This is a genomic window from Flavobacterium rivuli WB 3.3-2 = DSM 21788, assembly GCF_000378485.1.
Taxonomy (GTDB): domain Bacteria; phylum Bacteroidota; class Bacteroidia; order Flavobacteriales; family Flavobacteriaceae; genus Flavobacterium; species Flavobacterium rivuli.
Map to the genome: position 1 here is coordinate 109,820 of NZ_KB899969.1, position 19,186 is coordinate 129,005.

Annotated in this window: 14 protein-coding genes; 3 read left to right on the plus strand and 11 right to left on the minus strand. The window is 40.9% G+C overall.

Annotation, left to right across the window (positions count from 1 at the left end; all coding sequences use genetic code 11):
- Positions 1 to 29: 29 nt before the first annotated feature.
- From F565_RS0109400 to F565_RS0109425, 5 genes are all read right to left on the minus strand, one after another.
- Positions 30 to 803 carry a Bax inhibitor-1/YccA family protein gene (locus F565_RS0109400; protein ID WP_020212969.1) on the minus strand — a complete coding sequence of 258 codons (774 nt, stop codon included), beginning with the start codon at positions 801 to 803 and terminating at the stop codon, positions 30 to 32.
- A gap of 397 nt (positions 804 to 1,200) precedes the next feature.
- Entirely contained in the window at positions 1,201 to 1,977 is a 777-nt protein-coding gene (gene proC, locus F565_RS0109410) for a pyrroline-5-carboxylate reductase (RefSeq protein WP_020212971.1), read from the minus strand.
- Between the two features lie 20 nt (positions 1,978 to 1,997).
- The gene (locus F565_RS0109415) at positions 1,998 to 2,642 is read right to left on the minus strand and encodes a hypothetical protein (protein WP_156113882.1); all 645 of its coding nucleotides are present in this window, start codon (positions 2,640 to 2,642) and stop codon (positions 1,998 to 2,000) included.
- A gap of 298 nt (positions 2,643 to 2,940) precedes the next feature.
- The gene (locus tag F565_RS0109420; RefSeq protein ID WP_154652581.1) at positions 2,941 to 3,531 is read right to left on the minus strand and encodes a MerR family transcriptional regulator; all 591 of its coding nucleotides are present in this window, start codon (positions 3,529 to 3,531) and stop codon (positions 2,941 to 2,943) included.
- Positions 3,532 to 3,603: 72 nt separating this feature from the next.
- Positions 3,604 to 5,145: a glycine--tRNA ligase gene (locus F565_RS0109425; RefSeq protein ID WP_020212974.1), complete on the minus strand. Its 1,542-nt coding sequence runs from the start codon at positions 5,143 to 5,145 to the stop codon at positions 3,604 to 3,606.
- 332 nt (positions 5,146 to 5,477) lie between these two features.
- Between F565_RS0109425 and F565_RS0109430 the strand changes: the two genes are divergently transcribed.
- Together F565_RS0109430 and F565_RS21425 are read left to right on the plus strand one after the other, a co-directional pair.
- A complete protein-coding gene (locus F565_RS0109430) occupies positions 5,478 to 6,161 on the plus strand; it encodes a ComF family protein (protein ID WP_020212975.1) in 684 nt (227 codons plus the stop codon).
- Between the two features lie 65 nt (positions 6,162 to 6,226).
- Positions 6,227 to 7,864 (plus strand): Ig-like domain-containing domain, encoded by a 1,638-nt coding sequence (locus F565_RS21425; RefSeq protein ID WP_020212976.1) that lies wholly within the window; start codon positions 6,227 to 6,229, stop codon positions 7,862 to 7,864.
- Between the two features lie 154 nt (positions 7,865 to 8,018).
- Here F565_RS21425 and F565_RS0109440 read toward each other — a convergent pair whose 3' ends face one another.
- The 3 genes from F565_RS0109440 to F565_RS0109450 all read right to left on the minus strand — a co-directional run bounded on the left by F565_RS0109440 (position 8,019) and on the right by F565_RS0109450 (position 12,907).
- Positions 8,019 to 8,783: an amidohydrolase gene (locus F565_RS0109440; protein WP_020212977.1), complete on the minus strand. Its 765-nt coding sequence runs from the start codon at positions 8,781 to 8,783 to the stop codon at positions 8,019 to 8,021.
- Positions 8,784 to 9,179: 396 nt separating this feature from the next.
- A complete protein-coding gene (locus F565_RS0109445; protein WP_020212978.1) occupies positions 9,180 to 11,492 on the minus strand; it encodes a glycoside hydrolase family 3 N-terminal domain-containing protein in 2,313 nt (770 codons plus the stop codon).
- 2 nt (positions 11,493 to 11,494) lie between these two features.
- Complete coding sequence (locus tag F565_RS0109450) at positions 11,495 to 12,907, minus strand: glycoside hydrolase family 30 protein (RefSeq protein ID WP_020212979.1); 1,413 nt, start codon at positions 12,905 to 12,907, stop codon at positions 11,495 to 11,497.
- Positions 12,908 to 13,256: 349 nt separating this feature from the next.
- Between F565_RS0109450 and F565_RS0109455 the strand changes: the two genes are divergently transcribed.
- Positions 13,257 to 16,058 carry a helix-turn-helix and ligand-binding sensor domain-containing protein gene (locus tag F565_RS0109455; protein WP_020212980.1) on the plus strand — a complete coding sequence of 934 codons (2,802 nt, stop codon included), beginning with the start codon at positions 13,257 to 13,259 and terminating at the stop codon, positions 16,056 to 16,058.
- A gap of 505 nt (positions 16,059 to 16,563) precedes the next feature.
- On the opposite strand, the gene mgtE is transcribed toward F565_RS0109455, so the two are convergent.
- From mgtE to F565_RS0109470, 3 genes are read right to left on the minus strand one after another with little or no spacing between them, the layout of a single operon-like run.
- On the minus strand, positions 16,564 to 17,916 hold the full coding sequence (mgtE, locus tag F565_RS0109460; protein ID WP_020212981.1) for a magnesium transporter: 1,353 nt from the start codon (positions 17,914 to 17,916) through the stop codon (positions 16,564 to 16,566).
- Positions 17,906 to 18,685: a 16S rRNA (adenine(1518)-N(6)/adenine(1519)-N(6))-dimethyltransferase RsmA gene (rsmA, locus tag F565_RS0109465; RefSeq protein ID WP_020212982.1), complete on the minus strand. Its 780-nt coding sequence runs from the start codon at positions 18,683 to 18,685 to the stop codon at positions 17,906 to 17,908. The genes mgtE and rsmA overlap by 11 nt, the downstream gene beginning before the upstream one ends.
- A gap of 48 nt (positions 18,686 to 18,733) precedes the next feature.
- Positions 18,734 to 19,054: a DUF4286 family protein gene (locus F565_RS0109470; protein WP_020212983.1), complete on the minus strand. Its 321-nt coding sequence runs from the start codon at positions 19,052 to 19,054 to the stop codon at positions 18,734 to 18,736.
- Positions 19,055 to 19,186 lie beyond the last annotated feature (132 nt).

Consider the following 19,186-nt stretch of genomic DNA (forward strand, 5'->3'; position numbering starts at 1 on the left):
TGGGGCTTTTATATATTATATGGTAGGAGTTAATCCCTGCTTTGCAGTTTACTAAGCAATTTTAAAAATTCCACATAAAGCCATACTAAAGTAATAATGAGGCCCATAGCGCCAAACCATTCCATGTGCTTAGGCAACCTGCGTTGTGCGCCCTGTTCTATCATATCAAAATCAAGGAACAGGCTTAAAGCGGCCACTACAATTACTACCACGCTAAAGCCTATACTCATAAGCGAATTGCCATGATGAAAAAATGACACGCCAAAGAAAGAGAATAGCATTGATATAATGTAATAAGTACCTATTGCAAATATTGAGGCAATTACAATGCCCTTAAACTGTTCTGTAACCTTAACCACCCTAAACCTGTAAAGGGCAAGGCATACGCCAAAGGTTACCAATGTGCCAAACACGGCCTGCATAACAATGCCCGGATACATGACCTCGAACATGGCAGATATACCGCCTATAAACAACCCTTCAAACAAAGCGTAGGCAGGGGCAAGGTATGGTAAATTTTTAGGAGAAAAGGTGGCAGCAATAACCATAATAAAACCTATAACTGCTCCGCCAATAGTTAATACAAGAGGGTTTTGTCCTGTGTAGGCAGAATACCATGTTGTGGCAGCACCTGCCAGCAAAAGGGCGAAAAGTATAAAGGTTTTTGTAACCGCGCCATTTACGGTCATGGTATTGTTATAGTCTATAATTTGTACCGGACGGCCATCATTATCATAAAGGGTTGTATTCTTTTCTGCAAACGATTTGCTTCTTAAAAACGGGTTGTTAGATTTTAAACGCATATAGTGTCAATTTAGCTCAAATATAAGATATTTCATATAAATCAAAAAGTATGCCTGCAATAAAATCTGTATGAAATGTAATGTGAAATTTTGTTGAAGGGTTGAGGTTTTACAAAATAAAAAAGGGAAAACGTGTAGTTTTCCCTTTTTCGGCCCCCAAAAATACCGTAAAATTTAATTTTACTAATGCTATTTTGATGCAAACATAGACGGAAGTCACGTTGCTTCAAAATGTTTTAGATAAAAAGCGCATTTAGTCGATAAACTACATGCATTTTCTAAATTGTGTATCATTCAGTCGCAAATATAATAATTAAATTATTTAAATTTTGAATAATGCTCCCTCAAAATTTGTGTTGAAAGCAATAATTATTTAAAAATTGAATAATTATTGACTTTACCCCTTAATTTTATGCAGCGAAGTCTTAATGCCTTTTATAAGTGATGAGCTAAAACCCTCGTGTTCCATTTCATTAAGTCCGGCAATGGTGCATCCCTGTGGTGTAGTAACTTTATCTATAAGTTGTTCCGGGTGCGCACCTTCCTGCAATAGCATTTGCGTGGCTCCCAAAGCCGTTTGTGCCGCGATAGCAAGCGCAGTTTTAGCATCAAAGCCTATCTCTATACCCGCCTGCATACTCGCGCGTATGTAACGCAAGGCAAATGCGGTACCGCAGGCGCCAAGTACCGTTGCTGCATCCATTAATTTTTCATCGATAATTACTGCGGTGCCCACTTTATCAAAAAGTTCTACAATTGTTTGGGTGTTCTTAATATCATCCGCAGCGGCAGATATACACGTAGCCGAAGCACCATACTGCACCGCAATATTTGGCATGATGCGTACCACAACATTGCTGCCGGCGATTTTTTGATTGAGGTGGTCTACCGTAACGCCACTCGCGCCAGATGCGATTACTTTTCCCTTTACAAGCGGCAGTATTTCCTCCAATACGGCATCTACCTGCCATGGCTTTATAGCAAGGATAACAATATCAGCCCTGCTTATACCCGCAGTATTATCTGCAGATGTTGCTATGTCGTACTGTTTTAAATTTTCTATAAGTTGTACATTACGCCTTGTAACAGTTATGTTATTGCCCGTGGTAAATTGTGCCAGGCCTATGGCTATGGCACTGCCCAGGTTGCCGCCGCCTATTATGTGTATGTTCATGGTTATGTTCTTATTTATTGTTATCCCGCGCCGTTTATATTTACAAGCTGAAGCTTACCATTCTCAAATTTAAAAATCCACCATATAACGCTTTCGCAAAATTCAGATGAATTTTCGGGAATCTCGTCTTCGGCTACTTCACTTTTGTAATCTTCATTAGAACCCGATCCAACGGATAATGTAACGCGGTCGTTTTTAATTTCTATTCCATAAAAACTGTAACAGGGTTCTGTAATTATAAGGTTTTTGTATTCTAAAGTGTCTTTTTGCAGCAGGCCAGTAATGTTTATATTTTTAAATAGTTCTTTTACCTGTTCTATTTGAATATCATTAGATATTTCCTGAAAATATTTAAGAAATAGTTTCCTGCTAACCTTATCCTCATTAAGTTGTCGCTCTTTTTGAAATGCTTCGCTGTCAGTATAAATTTGTATCGAATCTGAAAGCGGAAAATTAAAAACACCTGCTATTTTATTTTTATCTTTAGAGGCAAGGATTGCTTTAAGCTTTCCCAGTTCTTTAATAATTAATTGCCTGTCTGCCTTAACGCCTGCTCTCTTGGGAGTAGTGTTGTCAGAATTATTGTTGCTGCTATTATTACATGAAACTAAAAATGCGAAAGCTGCTAAATAAGCAAATGTAATGGACGTGCGTTTAAAATTCAATATCATATTAGTTTGATATATGCGGTTTAGCAATTTACTCAATTGATTGTGGCTAAGATAACAATTTGATACATTGCTTTTACCGTAGAGACGCATTGAATGCGTCTCGCATACTGATGGAAAATTTTATGGGAGACGCAAGCATTGCGTCTCTACCGGAGAATTGTGTGTTCCATTTCGACCGCAGGGAGAAATCTCTTATTATTGTTTAAGATTCCTAACTGCGCTGCGTTCGAGCGAGTTTATGACGATGTTAAAATATCTGGTCGACACAAAAATTAGCATTAGTAAATTAACACTATGATTCCAATAAAAAAGTTTGAATTTTTTGATTAAATAAATCTAATTTTTGTATGAACATCCGTAAAATTTCGTCTTTATTGCTTAAGTCTCTAGTGTCGAGTAATTCGGAAATATTTTCTAAAGACTTCCCTAAATTTTTAACTTCTTCATCTTTTAGAAAGGGAAATAAATGCATGTTTGAAGTGCGAAAATATCTATATTGCCAAATACAATTATGTATTATATTATTTGCTATTTCAGGATTTGGCTCAATTAAGGACAACCATACTTTTTGCAATTCGAAATTTATCCTCTTATATTCACTCTCTCTAAATTCTCTAAGTAACCTATCTTTTTCAAACTTTAAATTTTGTTGATTACGCTTTTCTTCAATGTTTGTCAATATATAGGCAATATATATTGTTGCAATCAAGGATAAAAATGAAAAGAGAGCATTCAATATGCCTCCAAAATAATCCCCTAATGCTCCCCATTGAGTTATATCTTTGGATACGCTTAAAGAATAAAAATTCACTACAAAAAAAATGACTGGAAGAATTCCGATTGCAGCTATTCCTGCGATAATGTAAACTAATCTCTTGTCCATATTTAAATTTAAATTATTAAAAAACGCCTCCCGAAAAATCCGGAAGGCGTTCATATATCAAATAAAATATAACTACATCTTCATTAACCAGTTTCTTACAGAAACCTCTTCGTTAATAATACCACGCAGTTCAGATATTGCAACCCTGTCCTGTTTCATGGTATCGCGGTGGCGAATGGTTACCGTTTGGTCTTCCAGCGTTTGGTGGTCTACCGTTATGCAAAAAGGCGTGCCCAGTGCATCCTGGCGGCGGTAACGGCGGCCTACGGCATCCTTCTCGTCATAGGTTACGTTAAAGTCCCATTTAAGGTCTTCTATAATTTGGTGGGCCACATCGGGCAGTCCGTCTTTTTTAACCAGTGGCAATACAGCAGCTTTAGTAGGTGCTAATACACTTGGCAGGCTAAGGACAGTACGCACAGAACCATCCTCAAGCGTTTCTTCCTTAAGCGACGTTGCAAAAACCGAAAGGAACATCCTGTCTAACCCTACCGATGTTTCTACAACATACGGGGTATAGTTCTTATTCTCTTCGGTATCAAAATACTGTAATTTTTTACTGCTGTGCTCTTCATGAGCCTTAAGGTCGAAATCCGTACGCGAATGGATACCTTCAAGCTCTTTAAACCCAAACGGGAAGTTGAACTGTATATCGGCAGCGGCATTAGCATAATGTGCTAATTTATCATGGTCATGAAAACGGTAATTTTCTTTACCAAGCCCAAGCGACAGGTGCCATTTAAGCCTTGTTTCTTTCCAGTACTCATACCATTTCATTTCTTCGCCGGGCTTTACAAAAAACTGCATCTCCATTTGTTCAAATTCGCGCATACGGAAAATGAATTGGCGTGCCACGATCTCGTTACGGAATGCCTTACCGGTTTGTGCAATACCAAACGGAATTTTCATCCTGCCGGTTTTTTGCACATTTAGGAAGTTTACAAAAATACCCTGTGCCGTTTCCGGGCGCAGGTATAAATCCATAGCGTTTGCAGCCTCGGCGCCCAGCTTAGTGCCAAACATAAGGTTAAACTGGCGTACCTCTGTCCAGTTCTTAGATCCGGTATCAGGGTCGGCAATTTCGAGCTCTTCAATAAGGGCTTTTACATCGGCCAGGTTTTCTGTTTCAAGTCCGCGTGCCATACGTTCCAGTATCTCCCTGTTTTTAGCAAGGTATTCTTTAACGCGGCCGTTAGTGGCTTTAAACTCTTCTTCGTTAAAAGCATCGCCATATTTAGCACGTGCTTTTTCTATTTCTTTTTGCGCTTTCTGGTATATTTTTTCGGCGTGGTCTTCAATAAGCACGTCGGCCCTAAAGCGTTTTTTACTGTCTTTATTGTCTATCAACGGGTCGTTAAACGCATCTACGTGTCCGCTGGCTTTCCATGTGGTTGGGTGCATAAAAATTGCGGCATCTATACCCACAATGTTTTCGTGCATTTGCACCATGCTTTTCCACCAGTACTCGCGGATGTTCTTCTTTAACTCGGCACCATTTTGCCCGTAGTCGTATACTGCGCTTAAACCATCATAAATTTCGCTCGACGGAAATATGTATCCGTACTCTTTTGCATGCGAAATAACGTTCTTAAATTGATCTTCTTGTTTTGCCATGCTGCAAAAATATAAAAAGGGATTATTGTGTGGCATAATTTGTTAAGAAAATCGGCTTTTAATTAATTTTTACCACAAGGTGCACAAAGATTTCACAAGGATCACAAGGTATAATCAATTTGTATTACTCACAAAAGCAGCAACAAGTTGCTCTAAAGGAACACAAAGCTTTACCTAAAGTAATTGTCATGCAGCCTTGTGTCCTTCCACCTTCAGGTGGTTAGCCTTGTGCACTTAGTGAAATCTTTGTGCACCTTGTGGTTAAATTTTTTGTTCGATAAAGTGTATAAATTTTACAGTCAAATATTTTATATTAGCCCCAAAACCTACCCATGCTTAAAAGCCTTGCTAACCTGTTGTTTCCCGTTACCTGCCCCGGCTGCGATGGCCTGTTGCTGGAGGGCGAAACCATAGTGTGCACCGCCTGCAGGCACAGCATGCCTTTTACACAGCATCATGTAGATGTACATAACGAAACGGCTAAGAAATTTTACGGCAGGCTGCATTTAGAGCACGCGTCGGCGTTGGTGTATTTTCATAAAGAAGGAATCGTTCAGGAGTTAATCCACAACCTTAAATACCGTAAGCAGCAACAGGTGGGCAGGTTAATGGGCGAGTGGTATGCGCCACAACTTAAAGATGTTGCCGCGTTACAAACCGTAACCGATGTGATACCTGTGCCACTGCACCCAAAAAAACTAAGGGAGCGGGGTTACAACCAGGTTACAGAATTTGGCAGGGCAGTAGCCCAAGGTATGGGCGTGCATTATAACGAGGCTATTTTACTGCGTACCAGCTATACCAAAACGCAAACCCAAAAGAACCGCGAGCTGCGTGCAGGCATTATAAACAGCGCATTTGATGTAAAGTATACAGATGCCGATGCGGGCAAACACTTTTTACTGGTGGATGACGTTATAACTACCGGTGCCACACTGGAGGCCTGCGGAAAATTATTACTGCAAATACCCAATGCTAAAGTGAGCATTGTAACCATTGCTTATGCGCATTCTTAATTTCCGGCAAAAACATTTTAATACCACTAAATATAATTGTTATTTTGTACAGTTAAAAAAATTATATGCCAAAGCTTAAATTACTCATTCTTATTGTGCTTATGTCGCTGGCTGCTGTAAGCTGTGCAAAAAAGGGCAGCATTACCGGCGGTCTTAAAGATACTATTGCGCCTGTTATTGTAACCAGCTCGCCTAAAAATATGAGCACTAACTTTAGCGGTAAAGAGATACGTATTAATTTTAGCGAATACATTAAAATTAAAGATATTAATAAGCAGCTTATTATTTCGCCACCGTTAAAAAACCAGCCTAATATAGTACCTGCCGGCAGTGCCAGTAAGTTTATTAATATTAGTATTCGCGATACCTTACAACCCAATACTACCTACAGCTTTAACTTTGGGCAAAGTATTACCGATAATAACGAGGGCAACCCCTACTCGCAATTTAAGTTTGTGTTTTCTACCGGGAGTTACATCGACTCGCTTGCACAAACAGGCAGCATTAAAGATGCATACAGCATAAAGACCGATAATTTTGTGACAGTAATGCTGTATGAAGCTAACGAAACCTTTAACGACAGTACCATTTATAAAGAAAGGCCGCGGTATGTAACCAATACTCTCGACAGTATGGTTAACTTTTCGTTAGAGAACCTTAAGGCCGGTAAATACCACCTGTTTGCTGTTAAGGATGTGGGCGGTAATTATTTGTACAATCCAAAATCAGATAAACTGGCATTTCTTAATAAAACTATTACGGTGCCTAACGACACTACCTATCAGCTTAAACTGTTTAAGGAGAAAGGTACTTATAAGGCTGTTAAACCTACGCAAACATCGTCTAATAGGTTATATGTGGGCTATGAAGGCGATTATAAAGGCATGAAGGCTACGGTTAAAAACGGTACGGGTACAGAGGAAATAAAATCGATGCTCACAAAGGTTGCCGATAAAGATTCCCTGCAACTCTGGCTGCCGCGGGAGCTAAAGCCCGATTCGTTAAAAGTACAGATTAGCCGCAATGATGTTGTTCAGAACTTTGTGGTTAAGTTTAAAGAAATGAAATCTAAGGACTCCTTGCAGGTAGATGCTGTGCAAAAAGGCGGGCTGCATTTTAGGGAAAACTTTACGCTAACGGCAAGTACACCTATTGTTAGTATAGATACTTCTAAGATAACGCTGGTAAATAAAGATTCCGTCGCTGTGGCTTTTACTCAGGTTTATGACGATATGAAGCAGCAGCTTGTTTTTGATTTCCCTAAAGAGGAAAGTCAAAAATACACTATGACCCTGATGCCGGGTGCGCTGACTGATTTTTACGGTAAAGAAAATGATACCCTTAACTATAAGCTGAATACCCGAACGTATGCAGATTATGCTAACCTTGACGTTAAACTGCTAAAAGTAAAGCGCTTTCCTGTTATTGTAGAAATTACTGATGAGAAAGGTAAAGTGTATGCCAGTGCCTACAGTGATAAAGAAACAAACCTAAACTTCGACGCTATATTGCCTAATAAGTATTTACTTAGGATAATATATGACGACAACAAAAACCGTGAGTGGGATACCGGAGATTACCTGCAAAAAATACAACCCGAAGAGGTAATTTATTACCATGGGCCTAAAGGCAAAGATGACGTATTGATAGATGTCCGCGAAATGTGGGACGTTGAACAGGAACTTGATGGTGGCGGGCAGTAATTTAAAGAACCTGCTTTACATATAAACACAAGGCTTTATGAATAATATTTCATAAAGCCTTGTGTTCTTTTATAAAATTATTATCATTATTGTACGCTTCGCTTCGTACCCTTAGTGTAAATATGTGGTGTCCTTTGTGGTAAATGCAACAAAATTATACTATTTCAAAGCTATCCCTGTCGTTTAAAAATGCAAATTTCTTGCGGGTTTCAAGCAGGGTATCCCTGTTAAGCTCAACAGTAACAATATCATCATTTTCAAAAGGTTCAGTAACATAACCTCCCAAAGCATCTATAACCTGGCTATGGCCGCTATAGGCATGCCCGTTTCCATCTTCGCCTACACGGTTTACGCCAATTGTATAACTAAGGTTTTCAATGGCACGTGCCCTTAAAAGCGAATCCCATGCAAGGGTGCGTATTTGCGGCCAGTTGGCAACATAAATAAGCAGGTCATACTCTTCTACATTGCGCGCAAAGACAGGAAAACGCAGGTCGTAACACACAAGCGGACATATTTTCCAGCTTTTGTAATCAACAATTAGTTTTTCTGTTCCGGCGGTATAAAATTTATCTTCTCCTGCAAAGCTAAAAAGATGACGTTTGTTATAGGTTTTAACTTCGCCATCGGGCAACACAAAATACAGGCGATTGTAATAGTTACCATTTTCCTCAATTACCAAACTTCCGGTAATGGCACAATCATTAGCCGCTGCGGTTTGCTTCATCCATTGTACGCTTGCTCCGTTTGCAGCTTCAGCCACAGCATGCGGGTTCATGGTAAAACCAGTCGCAAACATTTCCGGCAGGATTATAAGGTCGGTACGACCTGTAATACTGTTTATCTTTTGGGTAAAGTTGGCACGGTTAGCTTCGGGGTTTTCCCAGATAAGGGAAGTTTGTATAACAGAGATTTTCATTGCGGTTTCTTTGGATATAAAAATACAATTTCTTTGGGTATGGGTTTTACACCAATTATACAAATTTTCAATAATTCCGTTCGTGATGTTAGTGGTAATAATGTCACGCAAAGGCGCGGGGACGCAAAGTTTGTACCCTAAATCTGCATCTTTTTCCAGCGACTGATAAGTCGCAAAGCTTTGCGACTTATCAGTCGCTGGGTATACAAATGTAATCATTCCCGCTTTGCGTCTCTGCGCCTTTGCGTGACATTATTAAATACATCAACTATAACATTTCTACAAACGGTATTGATAAAATTCGAGTCCGGAAAAAAGCACAAAAAGCAAAGGGCCGGTAACAACTCCGGCCCTTCTAAGTACTAACCTAAAACTCTAATTATATGATTACAATAATTATTCAGATACTGCGAATGTAGATTTTAGTTTATCTATCATTACTTCAAAGTCGCCTGCCTCAAGGATAGTTTTCCCGTCGCGGCCCACGTAGCTAAGGTCTTTCGGCTCCAGCTCAAAGCTTACCGTTTTACTTTCGCCCGGTTTTAATTCAATTTTCTCAAAGCGGCGCAGGCGCTTAACATCGGGTGTTACGCTGCTTGCATAAACATCGCTTGTAAACAAATGCACCACCTCTTTACCGGCTACTTTACCGGTGTTGATAACAGTAACGGTTACACCTATTTTTTCGCCTTTTTTAATAGACGGTTTACTCACTTTAAGGTCTTTATAGTCAAACGTTGTGTAGCTTAACCCAAAACCAAACTGGAATTGTGGGTTATAATCTGCTTCATAATTGTATACGCCTTCGGCCTTTTTCTGCTCTTCGCTCGGTTTGTGTATGTAAGATATCGTGGCATTAGGATACCTTGGGTAGGTGTATGGCAGTTTACCGGATGGGTTTACATCGCCAAACAGCACATCGGCAATAGCATCGCCACCAAAGTTACCCGGCAGGTATGACTGTATAATGCCTTTTACTTCCTGCTCAAACTTGCTTATTAGCCTTGGGCGGCCCTCGTTCAATACTAAAATTACGGTTTTACCTGTAGCGGTAAGTTTTTTAGCCAGTTCCGTTTGCAGGTCGCTAAGGTACAGGTCGTTCATATCGCCCGGTTTCTCGGTATAACTGTTTTCGCCTATGCAAAGTAGAACCACATCGGCATTCCTGGCTGCGGCAACAGCCTCGTCCATCTTATCAGCAAATTCATCATAGTAGTGGCCGTCATTTTTGTAGCTCACACCCGGTACATAAGTAACATTAGCTTTGCCTATTTCGTTCTGGACGGCCTCCAGTATAGTGTTATATTTTTGGGCAAATTCCTCCGTTTTGTCACCCTGCCAGCTGTAGGTCCATGCCCCGTTAAGGGTACGCATACTGTTAGCATTAGGGCCTGTAACCAATACCTTTATATTCTTTTTTAGCGGAAGCACATTGCCTTCATTTTTAAGTAACGTGATTGCTTCGGCGGCCATATCGTAAGCTGCTTTTTCATGCTCTTTACTGCCGAATTTCGGGTAATCCTTCGGGTTGGTGTTCGGTTTATCAAAAAGGTTCAGTGCATACTTTACTTTAAGTATCCTGCGAACGGCATCGTCTATCCTTTCCTGCTTTACACCACCTTCTTTTACCAGTTGTATTAAATTATCACAAAAAACCTCATACTGGTAAGGAATCATAGACATGTCTATGCCGGCGTTAATGGCCAGTTTAATGGCTTCTTTAGGCGTAGCGGCAATACGGTCGCGCCTGTTCAGGTTTTCAATATCTGCCCAGTCGGTTACCACAAGGCCCTTAAAGCCCAGCTCTTCTTTTAAAAGTTTGGTAAGGATATTATAATTAGCATGCACCGGAACCCCGTTGATAATGCCCGAATTGATCATTATGGTATGCGCACCTGCATCTACCGCTGCCTTAAACGATGGCAGGTGGTATTCGCGCAATGCTTCTTCGCTTATATATGCCGGTGTCCTGTCTTTGCCCGATACCGTGGCATGGTAGCCTAAAAAGTGCTTAAGGCTGCTGGCAACCTTTTGCGGATTTGCTATATCATTATCTAAACCTTCGTAGCCATTTATCATGGCTACGCCCAATACTGAGCATAGATAGGGGTCTTCCCCAAAAGATTCCCACATACGGGAAAATCGTGGGTCGCCTCCTAAATCAAGCACCGGAGAGAAGTTCCACGGAATGTTGCTTGCACGGGTTTCATAAGCTGTAATAGCTGCACCCTGCTCGGTCATTTTTGGGTTACGGGCTGCTGCCTGTGCTATTTGCTGCGGGAACATAGTTGCGCCTACGGTATAGGTTGCCCCGTGAATTTCGTCTACGCCATAAATTACCGGTATTTTATTACGGTCGGTCTTTAGCGATGTTTTTTGAATTTCGCTTATTACCTCAAACCATTTTTGCGGCGTTAGTGCCTTGTTTCCTGCGGCATTTAGTACCGACCCAATGTGGTACTTAGCAAAGGCATCCTGCATTTTTGCAGCGTCAAGGCTTATGGGTTGTGCGGCACTGTAGCGATCGCCACCTTTGCCTATAACGTCGAGGGTTATCTGTGCCATCTGGCCCACTTTTTCCTCAATGCTCATTTTACGTATAAGCGCTTCTACTTTTTTATCTATATCTGCCTGGTTTTGCTGGGCATTGCCTGTAAAGCCTGCAATAGCAAATGCGCCCACAACAAATAATTTAATGTTTGATGCCATAATTATAATACAAGGGTACCTACTGCACCCGGTTTTAGTGTTAAGGTTGTTTTTTTATTTCCTGCGGATACATCTATGGTTTTTACTTCTTTAGATGTGTTCTGGATTATAGCCGCTATCTTTCCTTCCGGTGTTTTGTAGGCTACGTTAAGTACTTCGCCTGCATTTTCAGATGCTATCCTTACAGATCCCGGCCTTACAAATTTAGAGGCATGAGCAATAATGTAATAGGCAGGTTCGCGGGTAACGGTGTCTCCTGTTATGGTAATAGCTCCCAGGCAGCGGTCGCAGCCACCACGATCGGTATGCGGATCCTGGTTCTCATCGGCTGCGAGGTTCCATTCCAATACGTTTTTACACCAGTTGCGCGGCGCACCAATAATAAGGTTAGTAACATGCCAGTCCAGTTCTTTAGCAAAATTTCCGGGAGCGCCCACCCATTCTTCTGTAAAATAAAGGTTCTTTGTGGGGTGTGCATTATGTACCGATGTTAATGCCTCTATCTTCCCTCCGTACAAGTGAAACGCCGACCCGTCGATGTACTTGGCTGCTTCCTTATCGTTTAAAATAGAGATAGGGTAGTCAGGACGGTCGGCGTTGTGATCATAAATAATGATCTTGGTTTGGATAGAGTTTTTGGAAAAGGCTGGCCCTAAAGCATCTCTTACAAATGCTTTCTGGTCTTCTGCTGGCATTAATAAACTCGGGTTATTACCCGGGTGTAACGGTTCGTTTTGTATGGTTAAGGCATCTATGATAACGCCATTTTTCTTCATTTGCTGAATGTAGGTTACCAGGTATTTAGCATACGCCTGGTAGTATTCAGTCTTAAGGCTGCCGCCACGGGTATCGCCGTTGGTTTTCATCCATACGGGTGGCGACCACGGCGAACCTAATATTTTTATGGCAGGGTTTATCTTTAAAATTTCCTGCAATACCGGGATGAGGTATTTTTTATCATAACCCAAGTCAAATTTTGCCATAGCCTCATCGGTCTCGCCGGCAGGCAGGTCGTTGTACGAAAATACTTTTTCGTCAAGGTCAGACGCGCCCACGCTTATACGCAGGTAGCTAATGCCAATATCATTAGTGCCTGTGCCAAAAAGTTCCTGCAATAATCGGGCACGTACGGAGGCACTCATCTTTGCAATGTGCAATGCACTGCCACCTGTAAGTGTATACCCAAAACCATCCATTTCCTGATAGGTGGTATTAGCATTGATAATTAGCTGTACGTTATTTGCCGACGGTGATGAGGTTAAAGATTGTTCCTGTAAAAGCATTGATTTATCTGGTGTGGTAACCCATAGCTTTGCATCGGATGATGATACCGAGGCAGCTCCGCAACCTGTAAGTAATATAGCTGCCGGTAGTATAATGCTAAAAAACGCGGCTAATTTTTTGAATGAAAACATTGATTATTGTGTTTGATGATGATTGTGATAGTAATTTCACAAAGGCTAAATTAAGGTTATAAAGCACTGTGTTAAAAATTTAAGCTACACTTTGGTTACGCCATTACTCAAACATGCTACTCAAAATATTACTTTTTATTTTTAATGTTTTGAAAGTCAAAAAAATATAAAGTTATTTTTTATACACTTTTTTGTAATTTTGGATCTTAAAATTTGTAGAAAACGTGTAAATTTATATCGTTTTCGCAATCAAATAATTAACTAATTTCTTTTGAGTAAACGTTTACTATATCTTTTTTTATTGCTGCTGTTGCAATGCGTTGGCTTTTCACAGAGCAACACTATAAAAATGCGCCAGTATGCCAAAACCGACTTTAATGCCGACCCACAGTTTTGGGCTGCCTGCGAAGGCAATGATGGGACTATGTTTTTTGGCAATAACGATGGTGTTGTAATTTTTGACGGTGAGCATTGGCAAAAAGTTATCCTGCCTAATAATTCATCTGTACGTAGCCTTAGCAAAGACAGCAATGGAGTGATTTATGCGGGTGGTTATAACGAAGCAGGTACAGTACAAAAAGATAAAAACGGTAATTATTATTATACTTCCATTACTCATGATCTGCAACTGGAAGGGCATAATATAGAGAACATCTGGAACATAAGGGTGTTGGGCAATAAAACGCTCTTCAGGGCGAACCATGAAATTATTATTACAGCCGGTAAAACCGCTACACATTTGCCTGCCACCACACTGTTTGGCTATTCGGGGTTAGTAGGCAATAGCTATTACGTTCACGAAAGCAATCATGGCATCCTGCGGCTTGATACTACAGGCAGGCAGCTTAACCTGATTTTTAAATCGGCGCAATATAATAATGAGGAAGTAGCAGCTATCCTGCCCGGAACAACTCCCAATAGCCTGCTTGTTATTACCGTACAAGGTTCTGTTTATAAGGCAGATGTACAAACAGGGAGCATGCAATTGCTTAATGATATTTTTGGCAATGATATTCACGACCAGGTTTCGGGAGTTATACAGCAAAAGGGTGGAACCATTTATGTGAGTACCGTAGGCTCAGGCATAATTACTCTGAATGCCAATGCCCAAATAGTACCCAACCCTGCACTGCTTAAAACATCGCCGGAATCGGTTATTCACGGCTTGTATAATGCCGGAGATAATAACATTTGGGTGTTGCAAAATAATGGACTTACCTATGTAGATTTTAAATCGCCCTACACATCGCTATTTAACAAAGCATCGGTCTATGATGCGTTGGTACATAATGAACAGCTATATCTTGCCACTACACAAGGCGTATATTTTGCAGCTTACGATGCTGCGACTAATACTACCACTTCTGATTTTAAAAAAATATCAGGTTTGCAGGGGCAGGCATGGTCTGTACAATTACTTCAGGGCGATGTTATTGTTTCTCACGATAGTGGGCTCTTTAAAATTATTGCTAACGTAGCTGTAAAGATTGGTACGGCGAGTAACTTTTGGAAAGTGACGCCTATTAAAAACCGGGAAAGCTTTTACCTGGCATCGCATTACAATGGCATTTATCTGTTAGAAAAACAAGATGCCAACTGGATATTGCACGATAAGATAATCGGTTTTAATGAGTCGGCGCGTGATATCGTTGCCGCGGATGAACCGGATAGCTATTGGATATGCCATGGGTATCAGGGTATTTTTAAAATTCATATTAATGCCACCTACAACCGTGTTAACGCGGTAGACCATTTTACTACTAATAACGGGCTTAAAAATTCGTTTAATGTTAATGTTACCCGTTGGCAGGGCGAAGTGGTTTTTACTACTAATACCGGCATCTATACGTTTAACCAACAGCTCAATAAATTTGTACCGCACAAGAGGCTGAATAACATACTGGACCCGACTAAAAATACCCGCAAATTATTACAACAGGGTAACCGCACATGGTTTGTACAGGACGACGAGGCTGGTTATTTTTACACAAGCAGTAAAAGCCCAGAGTTGTTTAAAGACTTGTTCTTAAACCTTAAGGGGACTTTTAACCGCGGTATGGAGTGCCTTGTGCCGTTACCCAATGATAAAATGCTTTTTGGTACTACAAATGGACTTTTTGTTTACAATATTAGCCAGGGCACAGCCAGCCCTGATATAAAAACGATTATAACACAGGTGTCTTTTTCCCGAAACCAAAAGCAGGAGTTGCTGTCGCTAACGACCGTAGTTGGCCGCCCGCAACCATTACCTAACCAGACCGATATTTTGCGTTTTGATTTTGCCGCGCCAAAAATGACACACGGCACCCAGATACAGTACAGCTATATATTGGAAAATGTTGATCCCGGATGGAGTGTGTGGCAAAATATTCCTTATAAAGAGTACACTCATCTGCGACCGGGTACATATACCTTTAAAGTAAAAAGCCGCAATACCGCTGGGCTTACAGGCCAGGCTACGTATTATACGTTCACTATTGTGCCCAAATGGTACCAAACTACACTGGCTTATGTATTGTATGGTGTACTAACGGTTTTAGTGGTGTTGGGTATCAGGTTGCTGGTAAAAAGACGCATACGCCACGAACGCAAGAAAAGTGAACGTGAGGCAGAACGCTCCCGTAAACTACTGGAGCTTGAACTGGAGCAATTAAAACTACAACGCGATAAAGAAGAGATACGACGCGATAAAATTCACCTTGAAGAAGATGTGATTAATAAGAGTAAAGAACTGGCTAACTTTACTATGCTGCTGGTGCAAAAGAAAGATATGTTTGCCGAAATTACTGACGACCTAAAGCAATTAAAAGACCACGTTAGGAACGAAGAGTCGCGTAAAAAGTTGCTGGAGATTTTCCAGAAACTCGACCGCCATAAAATAGGCGAGGAGTACATGGAAGTGTTTGACGTGAATTTTGAAAAGGTTCATCACAACTTTTTTGAAAAACTAAAGGAACTTAATCCTACGCTTACTAAGCGTGAACTGCGCCTGTGTGCCTTTGTAAAAATGAACCTGAGCAACAAAGAGATATCGCCATTATTAGGTATTTCCCTTCGTGGGATAGAGAATGCCCGTTACCGCATCCGTAAAAAACTGAATGTAGCGGGTGAAGATAACTTTGCGGCATTTTTAGAGAATGTGGGGAAGTGAAAATGGAAGGTGTTGAGTAGAATAAAATATTAATTTAGTCTCATTCAGTACAAGTGTAGCTGACTCCCCTCTTGATACTATCGTGTGGACACATTTATCGACCTCACCCCACCCTCTCCAAAGGAGAGGGAGTAGCTACACTCAGATATGTAAATTGCATTTTTAAAATATTTACCTCAAAAATTTTGTAAGATACCCGTTCGTTGGCTCCCCGCTCCTTCGGAGAGGGGTTGGGGGGTAAGGTCAAAAAGAATGGTTATGGAGATGTGTCCACACGATAGCTCTGAGTGGGGTTGCGGGTGTGTTGTATTTACGATAGTTTAAACACAGATTAATAAGGCCGCTTCTTGCCTCGCGGTGACAGTGCGTGAAGAGGATGATGGTCTACACTTTGTGCAATTTTATGCCTTCTTTGTGCGACTTTGTGTAATAGCTTTAGCTTACAGCGAAAGTGAAAGAATTAGTGAAAATTTGTGTCCTTACTTTTGTGTATTAACCTCAAAAATTAAAAACCAAGTATCAATTTAGCAATAGAAAAGTATATAAGTATCCCACAAATATCATTACTGGTAGTAATAAAAGGGCCTGTGGCAAGTGCCGGGTCAATGCCAAATTTATTAAGTAAAATAGGTACAAAAGTACCTATAAGTGAGGCTATTATAATAACCGAAACTAATGATACACTTACTGTTAAACCAACCTCATAACTTACACCAAGCAACAAATGGCTCCCTGCAATAAGTATACTGGCCAGTATGGCACCGTTTAAGAGGCTTAGCATGACCTCTTTAATAAGCCTGTTCCATAACGAACCCGATATACTGTTGTTAGCAAGACCCTGCACAATAATTGCCGATGATTGTACACCCACATTACCGGCCATTGCGGCAATAAGCGGGGTAAAAAAGAAAAGTTCCTTATGGTATTGCATGGCACCGCTAAAGCTGTTAAGCAGCTTTACACTTATAAAACCACCCAAAAGGGCAAGCACCAGCCACGGCAGGCGCGCTTTAGTAAGGTCTAAAATACTGTCATCGGCCTCTACATCCTGAGAGATACCCGCAGCCAACTGGTAATCCTTATCGGCCTCGTCCTTTATAACGTCTACAATGTCATCAATGGTAATACGGCCTACAAGACGGCCCATTTCGTCTACAACCGGTATGGCCTCAAGGTCATACTTTTGCATTATACGGGCAACTTCTACATCGGGCGTAGTCACTTTTACATAATCTACCTTGGGTATGTAAACTTCGCTTATGTGGGTTTTTGTGCTTGTAGTAAGTAGGTCTTTAAGCGATAACCGGCCTTTAAGGCGGTTATCATCATCTACCACATAAATAGAGTGCACACGCTGCACATTTTCGGCCTGCAGGCGCATTTCTTTTACACAGGTAAGTACAGTCCAGTTCTCGTTAACCTTTACAAGCTCTTTACCCATAAGACCACCTGCGGTATCTTCGTCATAACGAAGCAGGTCTACAATATCTTTAGCGTGCTCTACATCAAGAAGTTCAGATATTACTTCTCCCTGCCTGCTTTCGGGCAGTTCAGAGATGATATCGGCAGCATCATCGGTGCTAAGCTCATCAAGTTCTTCGGCAATTTCTTTTGGCGATAAGCCTTTAAGAATCTTTTCCCTTACTTCTTCATCAAGTTCAAGAAGTATCTCGGCAGTTTTGTCACTGTCAAGGATGTGGAAAATGTAAATAGAATCAGCGTCATCCAGTTCACCCATTATCTCGGCAATATCCGCGTAGTGAATATCCGACAGAAGAGCGTGCAGCTCGTTCTCCCTGTTCTCGCTAACGTACTGCTCTATCTGGGTTATGAAATCCCTGCTGATCTTAAACTCCATTGGCCGCTATTTTTTGGGTAAGGTCTATAAATTGCTCCACCGAAAGTTGTTCCGGACGGAGGTCAAAGATAACATCTTCCTTTAAACTATCCGAAAGGTTGTATGTTTTTAAACTGTTACGTAATGTCTTCCTGCGCTGGTTAAACGCCATTTTTACTACGCTGAAAAACAGCCTTTCATCTACCGGCAGGTGGTAATTTTCTTTTCGCCTTAAACGCAGCACACCACTTTTTACTTTTGGCGGCGGGTTAAACACATGCTCATCTACCGTGAAAAGGTATTCGGCAGTATAAAATGCCTGCACCAGTACCGATAGTATTCCATAAGCCTTGCTGCCTTTTTTCTCGCAGATGCGTTCGGCTACTTCCTTCTGGAACATGCCTGCAAACTCCGGGATGCGGTAGCGCATTTCGAGGGTCCTGAAAACAATTTGGGTAGAAATGTTGTAAGGGAAATTACCTATGATGGCAAACTCTTCATCGCCAAAATCTTCGGACAAGTTGTAGCGCAAAAAATCTTTTGATATAATGTGCCCTTCCAGTTTAGGGTAGTGCGCATGCAAATACTCAACAGATTCGGTATCAATCTCAATAACAAATGTTTCAGTATCCTTTGCAAGCAGGTACTTAGTAAGTACGCCCATGCCGGGGCCTATTTCGAGTATTTTGCTGTATCCCTGTAGCGAGAGTGTATCGGCAATATCCCTGGCAATGCCTTCATCTTTAAGAAAATGCTGGCCCAGGTGTTTTTTGGCTTTAACTTTATCCATGGTATAGTATAACAGCCCGTACCATAACAGGCTCCGGGCAAGTGGCTTTTAAACCGATTTAAATTCTTTTATGATCTCCAGCTCTGTACGGAACTGAAGTACTTTGTCTCCAAATAAATGCTGCGATTCTGCACGTAACTCGGGAGAATGCTCTTTATAATATTCCTCAAGCTTTTCGCGGCTGTCGGCAAAATATTGTACAGAGTATGTGGTGCCACCATGCTCTTCGTCTACCAGTACTTTTACAATTTTTATCTTGTAAAATTTACCGGTTTCCATAATTTTAGGTATGTGTTTTTCCATCATCCACGCCATCCATTTGTCGTGAATAGTTTCGTCTACATTGCTGGTTACGTTATAAATTATCATGGCTGTAAGTTTGTTTGTTTTGTACTGCTGATAGGCAAAAATAATATATTTAGACGCTTTTTTAGCAATCTGATAAATTTATGCCTTACCTAACAAAGATAAGGCACATAACAAAGTATCCATTATAATTTT

Coding starts and splice junctions, on each gene's coding strand:
- F565_RS0109400 (WP_020212969.1), bottom strand. CDS start 803: ATGCGTTTAAAATCTAACAACCCGTTTTTAAGAAGCAAATCGTTTGCA.
- proC (WP_020212971.1), bottom strand. CDS start 1,977: ATGAACATACACATAATAGGCGGCGGCAACCTGGGCAGTGCCATAGCC.
- F565_RS0109420 (WP_154652581.1), bottom strand. CDS start 3,531: ATGGACAAGAGATTAGTTTACATTATCGCAGGAATAGCTGCAATCGGA.
- F565_RS0109425 (WP_020212974.1), bottom strand. CDS start 5,145: ATGGCAAAACAAGAAGATCAATTTAAGAACGTTATTTCGCATGCAAAA.
- F565_RS0109430 (WP_020212975.1), top strand. CDS start 5,478: ATGCTTAAAAGCCTTGCTAACCTGTTGTTTCCCGTTACCTGCCCCGGC.
- F565_RS21425 (WP_020212976.1), top strand. CDS start 6,227: ATGCCAAAGCTTAAATTACTCATTCTTATTGTGCTTATGTCGCTGGCT.
- F565_RS0109440 (WP_020212977.1), bottom strand. CDS start 8,783: ATGAAAATCTCTGTTATACAAACTTCCCTTATCTGGGAAAACCCCGAA.
- F565_RS0109445 (WP_020212978.1), bottom strand. CDS start 11,492: ATGGCATCAAACATTAAATTATTTGTTGTGGGCGCATTTGCTATTGCA.
- F565_RS0109450 (WP_020212979.1), bottom strand. CDS start 12,907: ATGTTTTCATTCAAAAAATTAGCCGCGTTTTTTAGCATTATACTACCG.
- F565_RS0109455 (WP_020212980.1), top strand. CDS start 13,257: ATGCGCCAGTATGCCAAAACCGACTTTAATGCCGACCCACAGTTTTGG.
- mgtE (WP_020212981.1), bottom strand. CDS start 17,916: ATGGAGTTTAAGATCAGCAGGGATTTCATAACCCAGATAGAGCAGTAC.
- rsmA (WP_020212982.1), bottom strand. CDS start 18,685: ATGGATAAAGTTAAAGCCAAAAAACACCTGGGCCAGCATTTTCTTAAA.
- F565_RS0109470 (WP_020212983.1), bottom strand. CDS start 19,054: ATGATAATTTATAACGTAACCAGCAATGTAGACGAAACTATTCACGAC.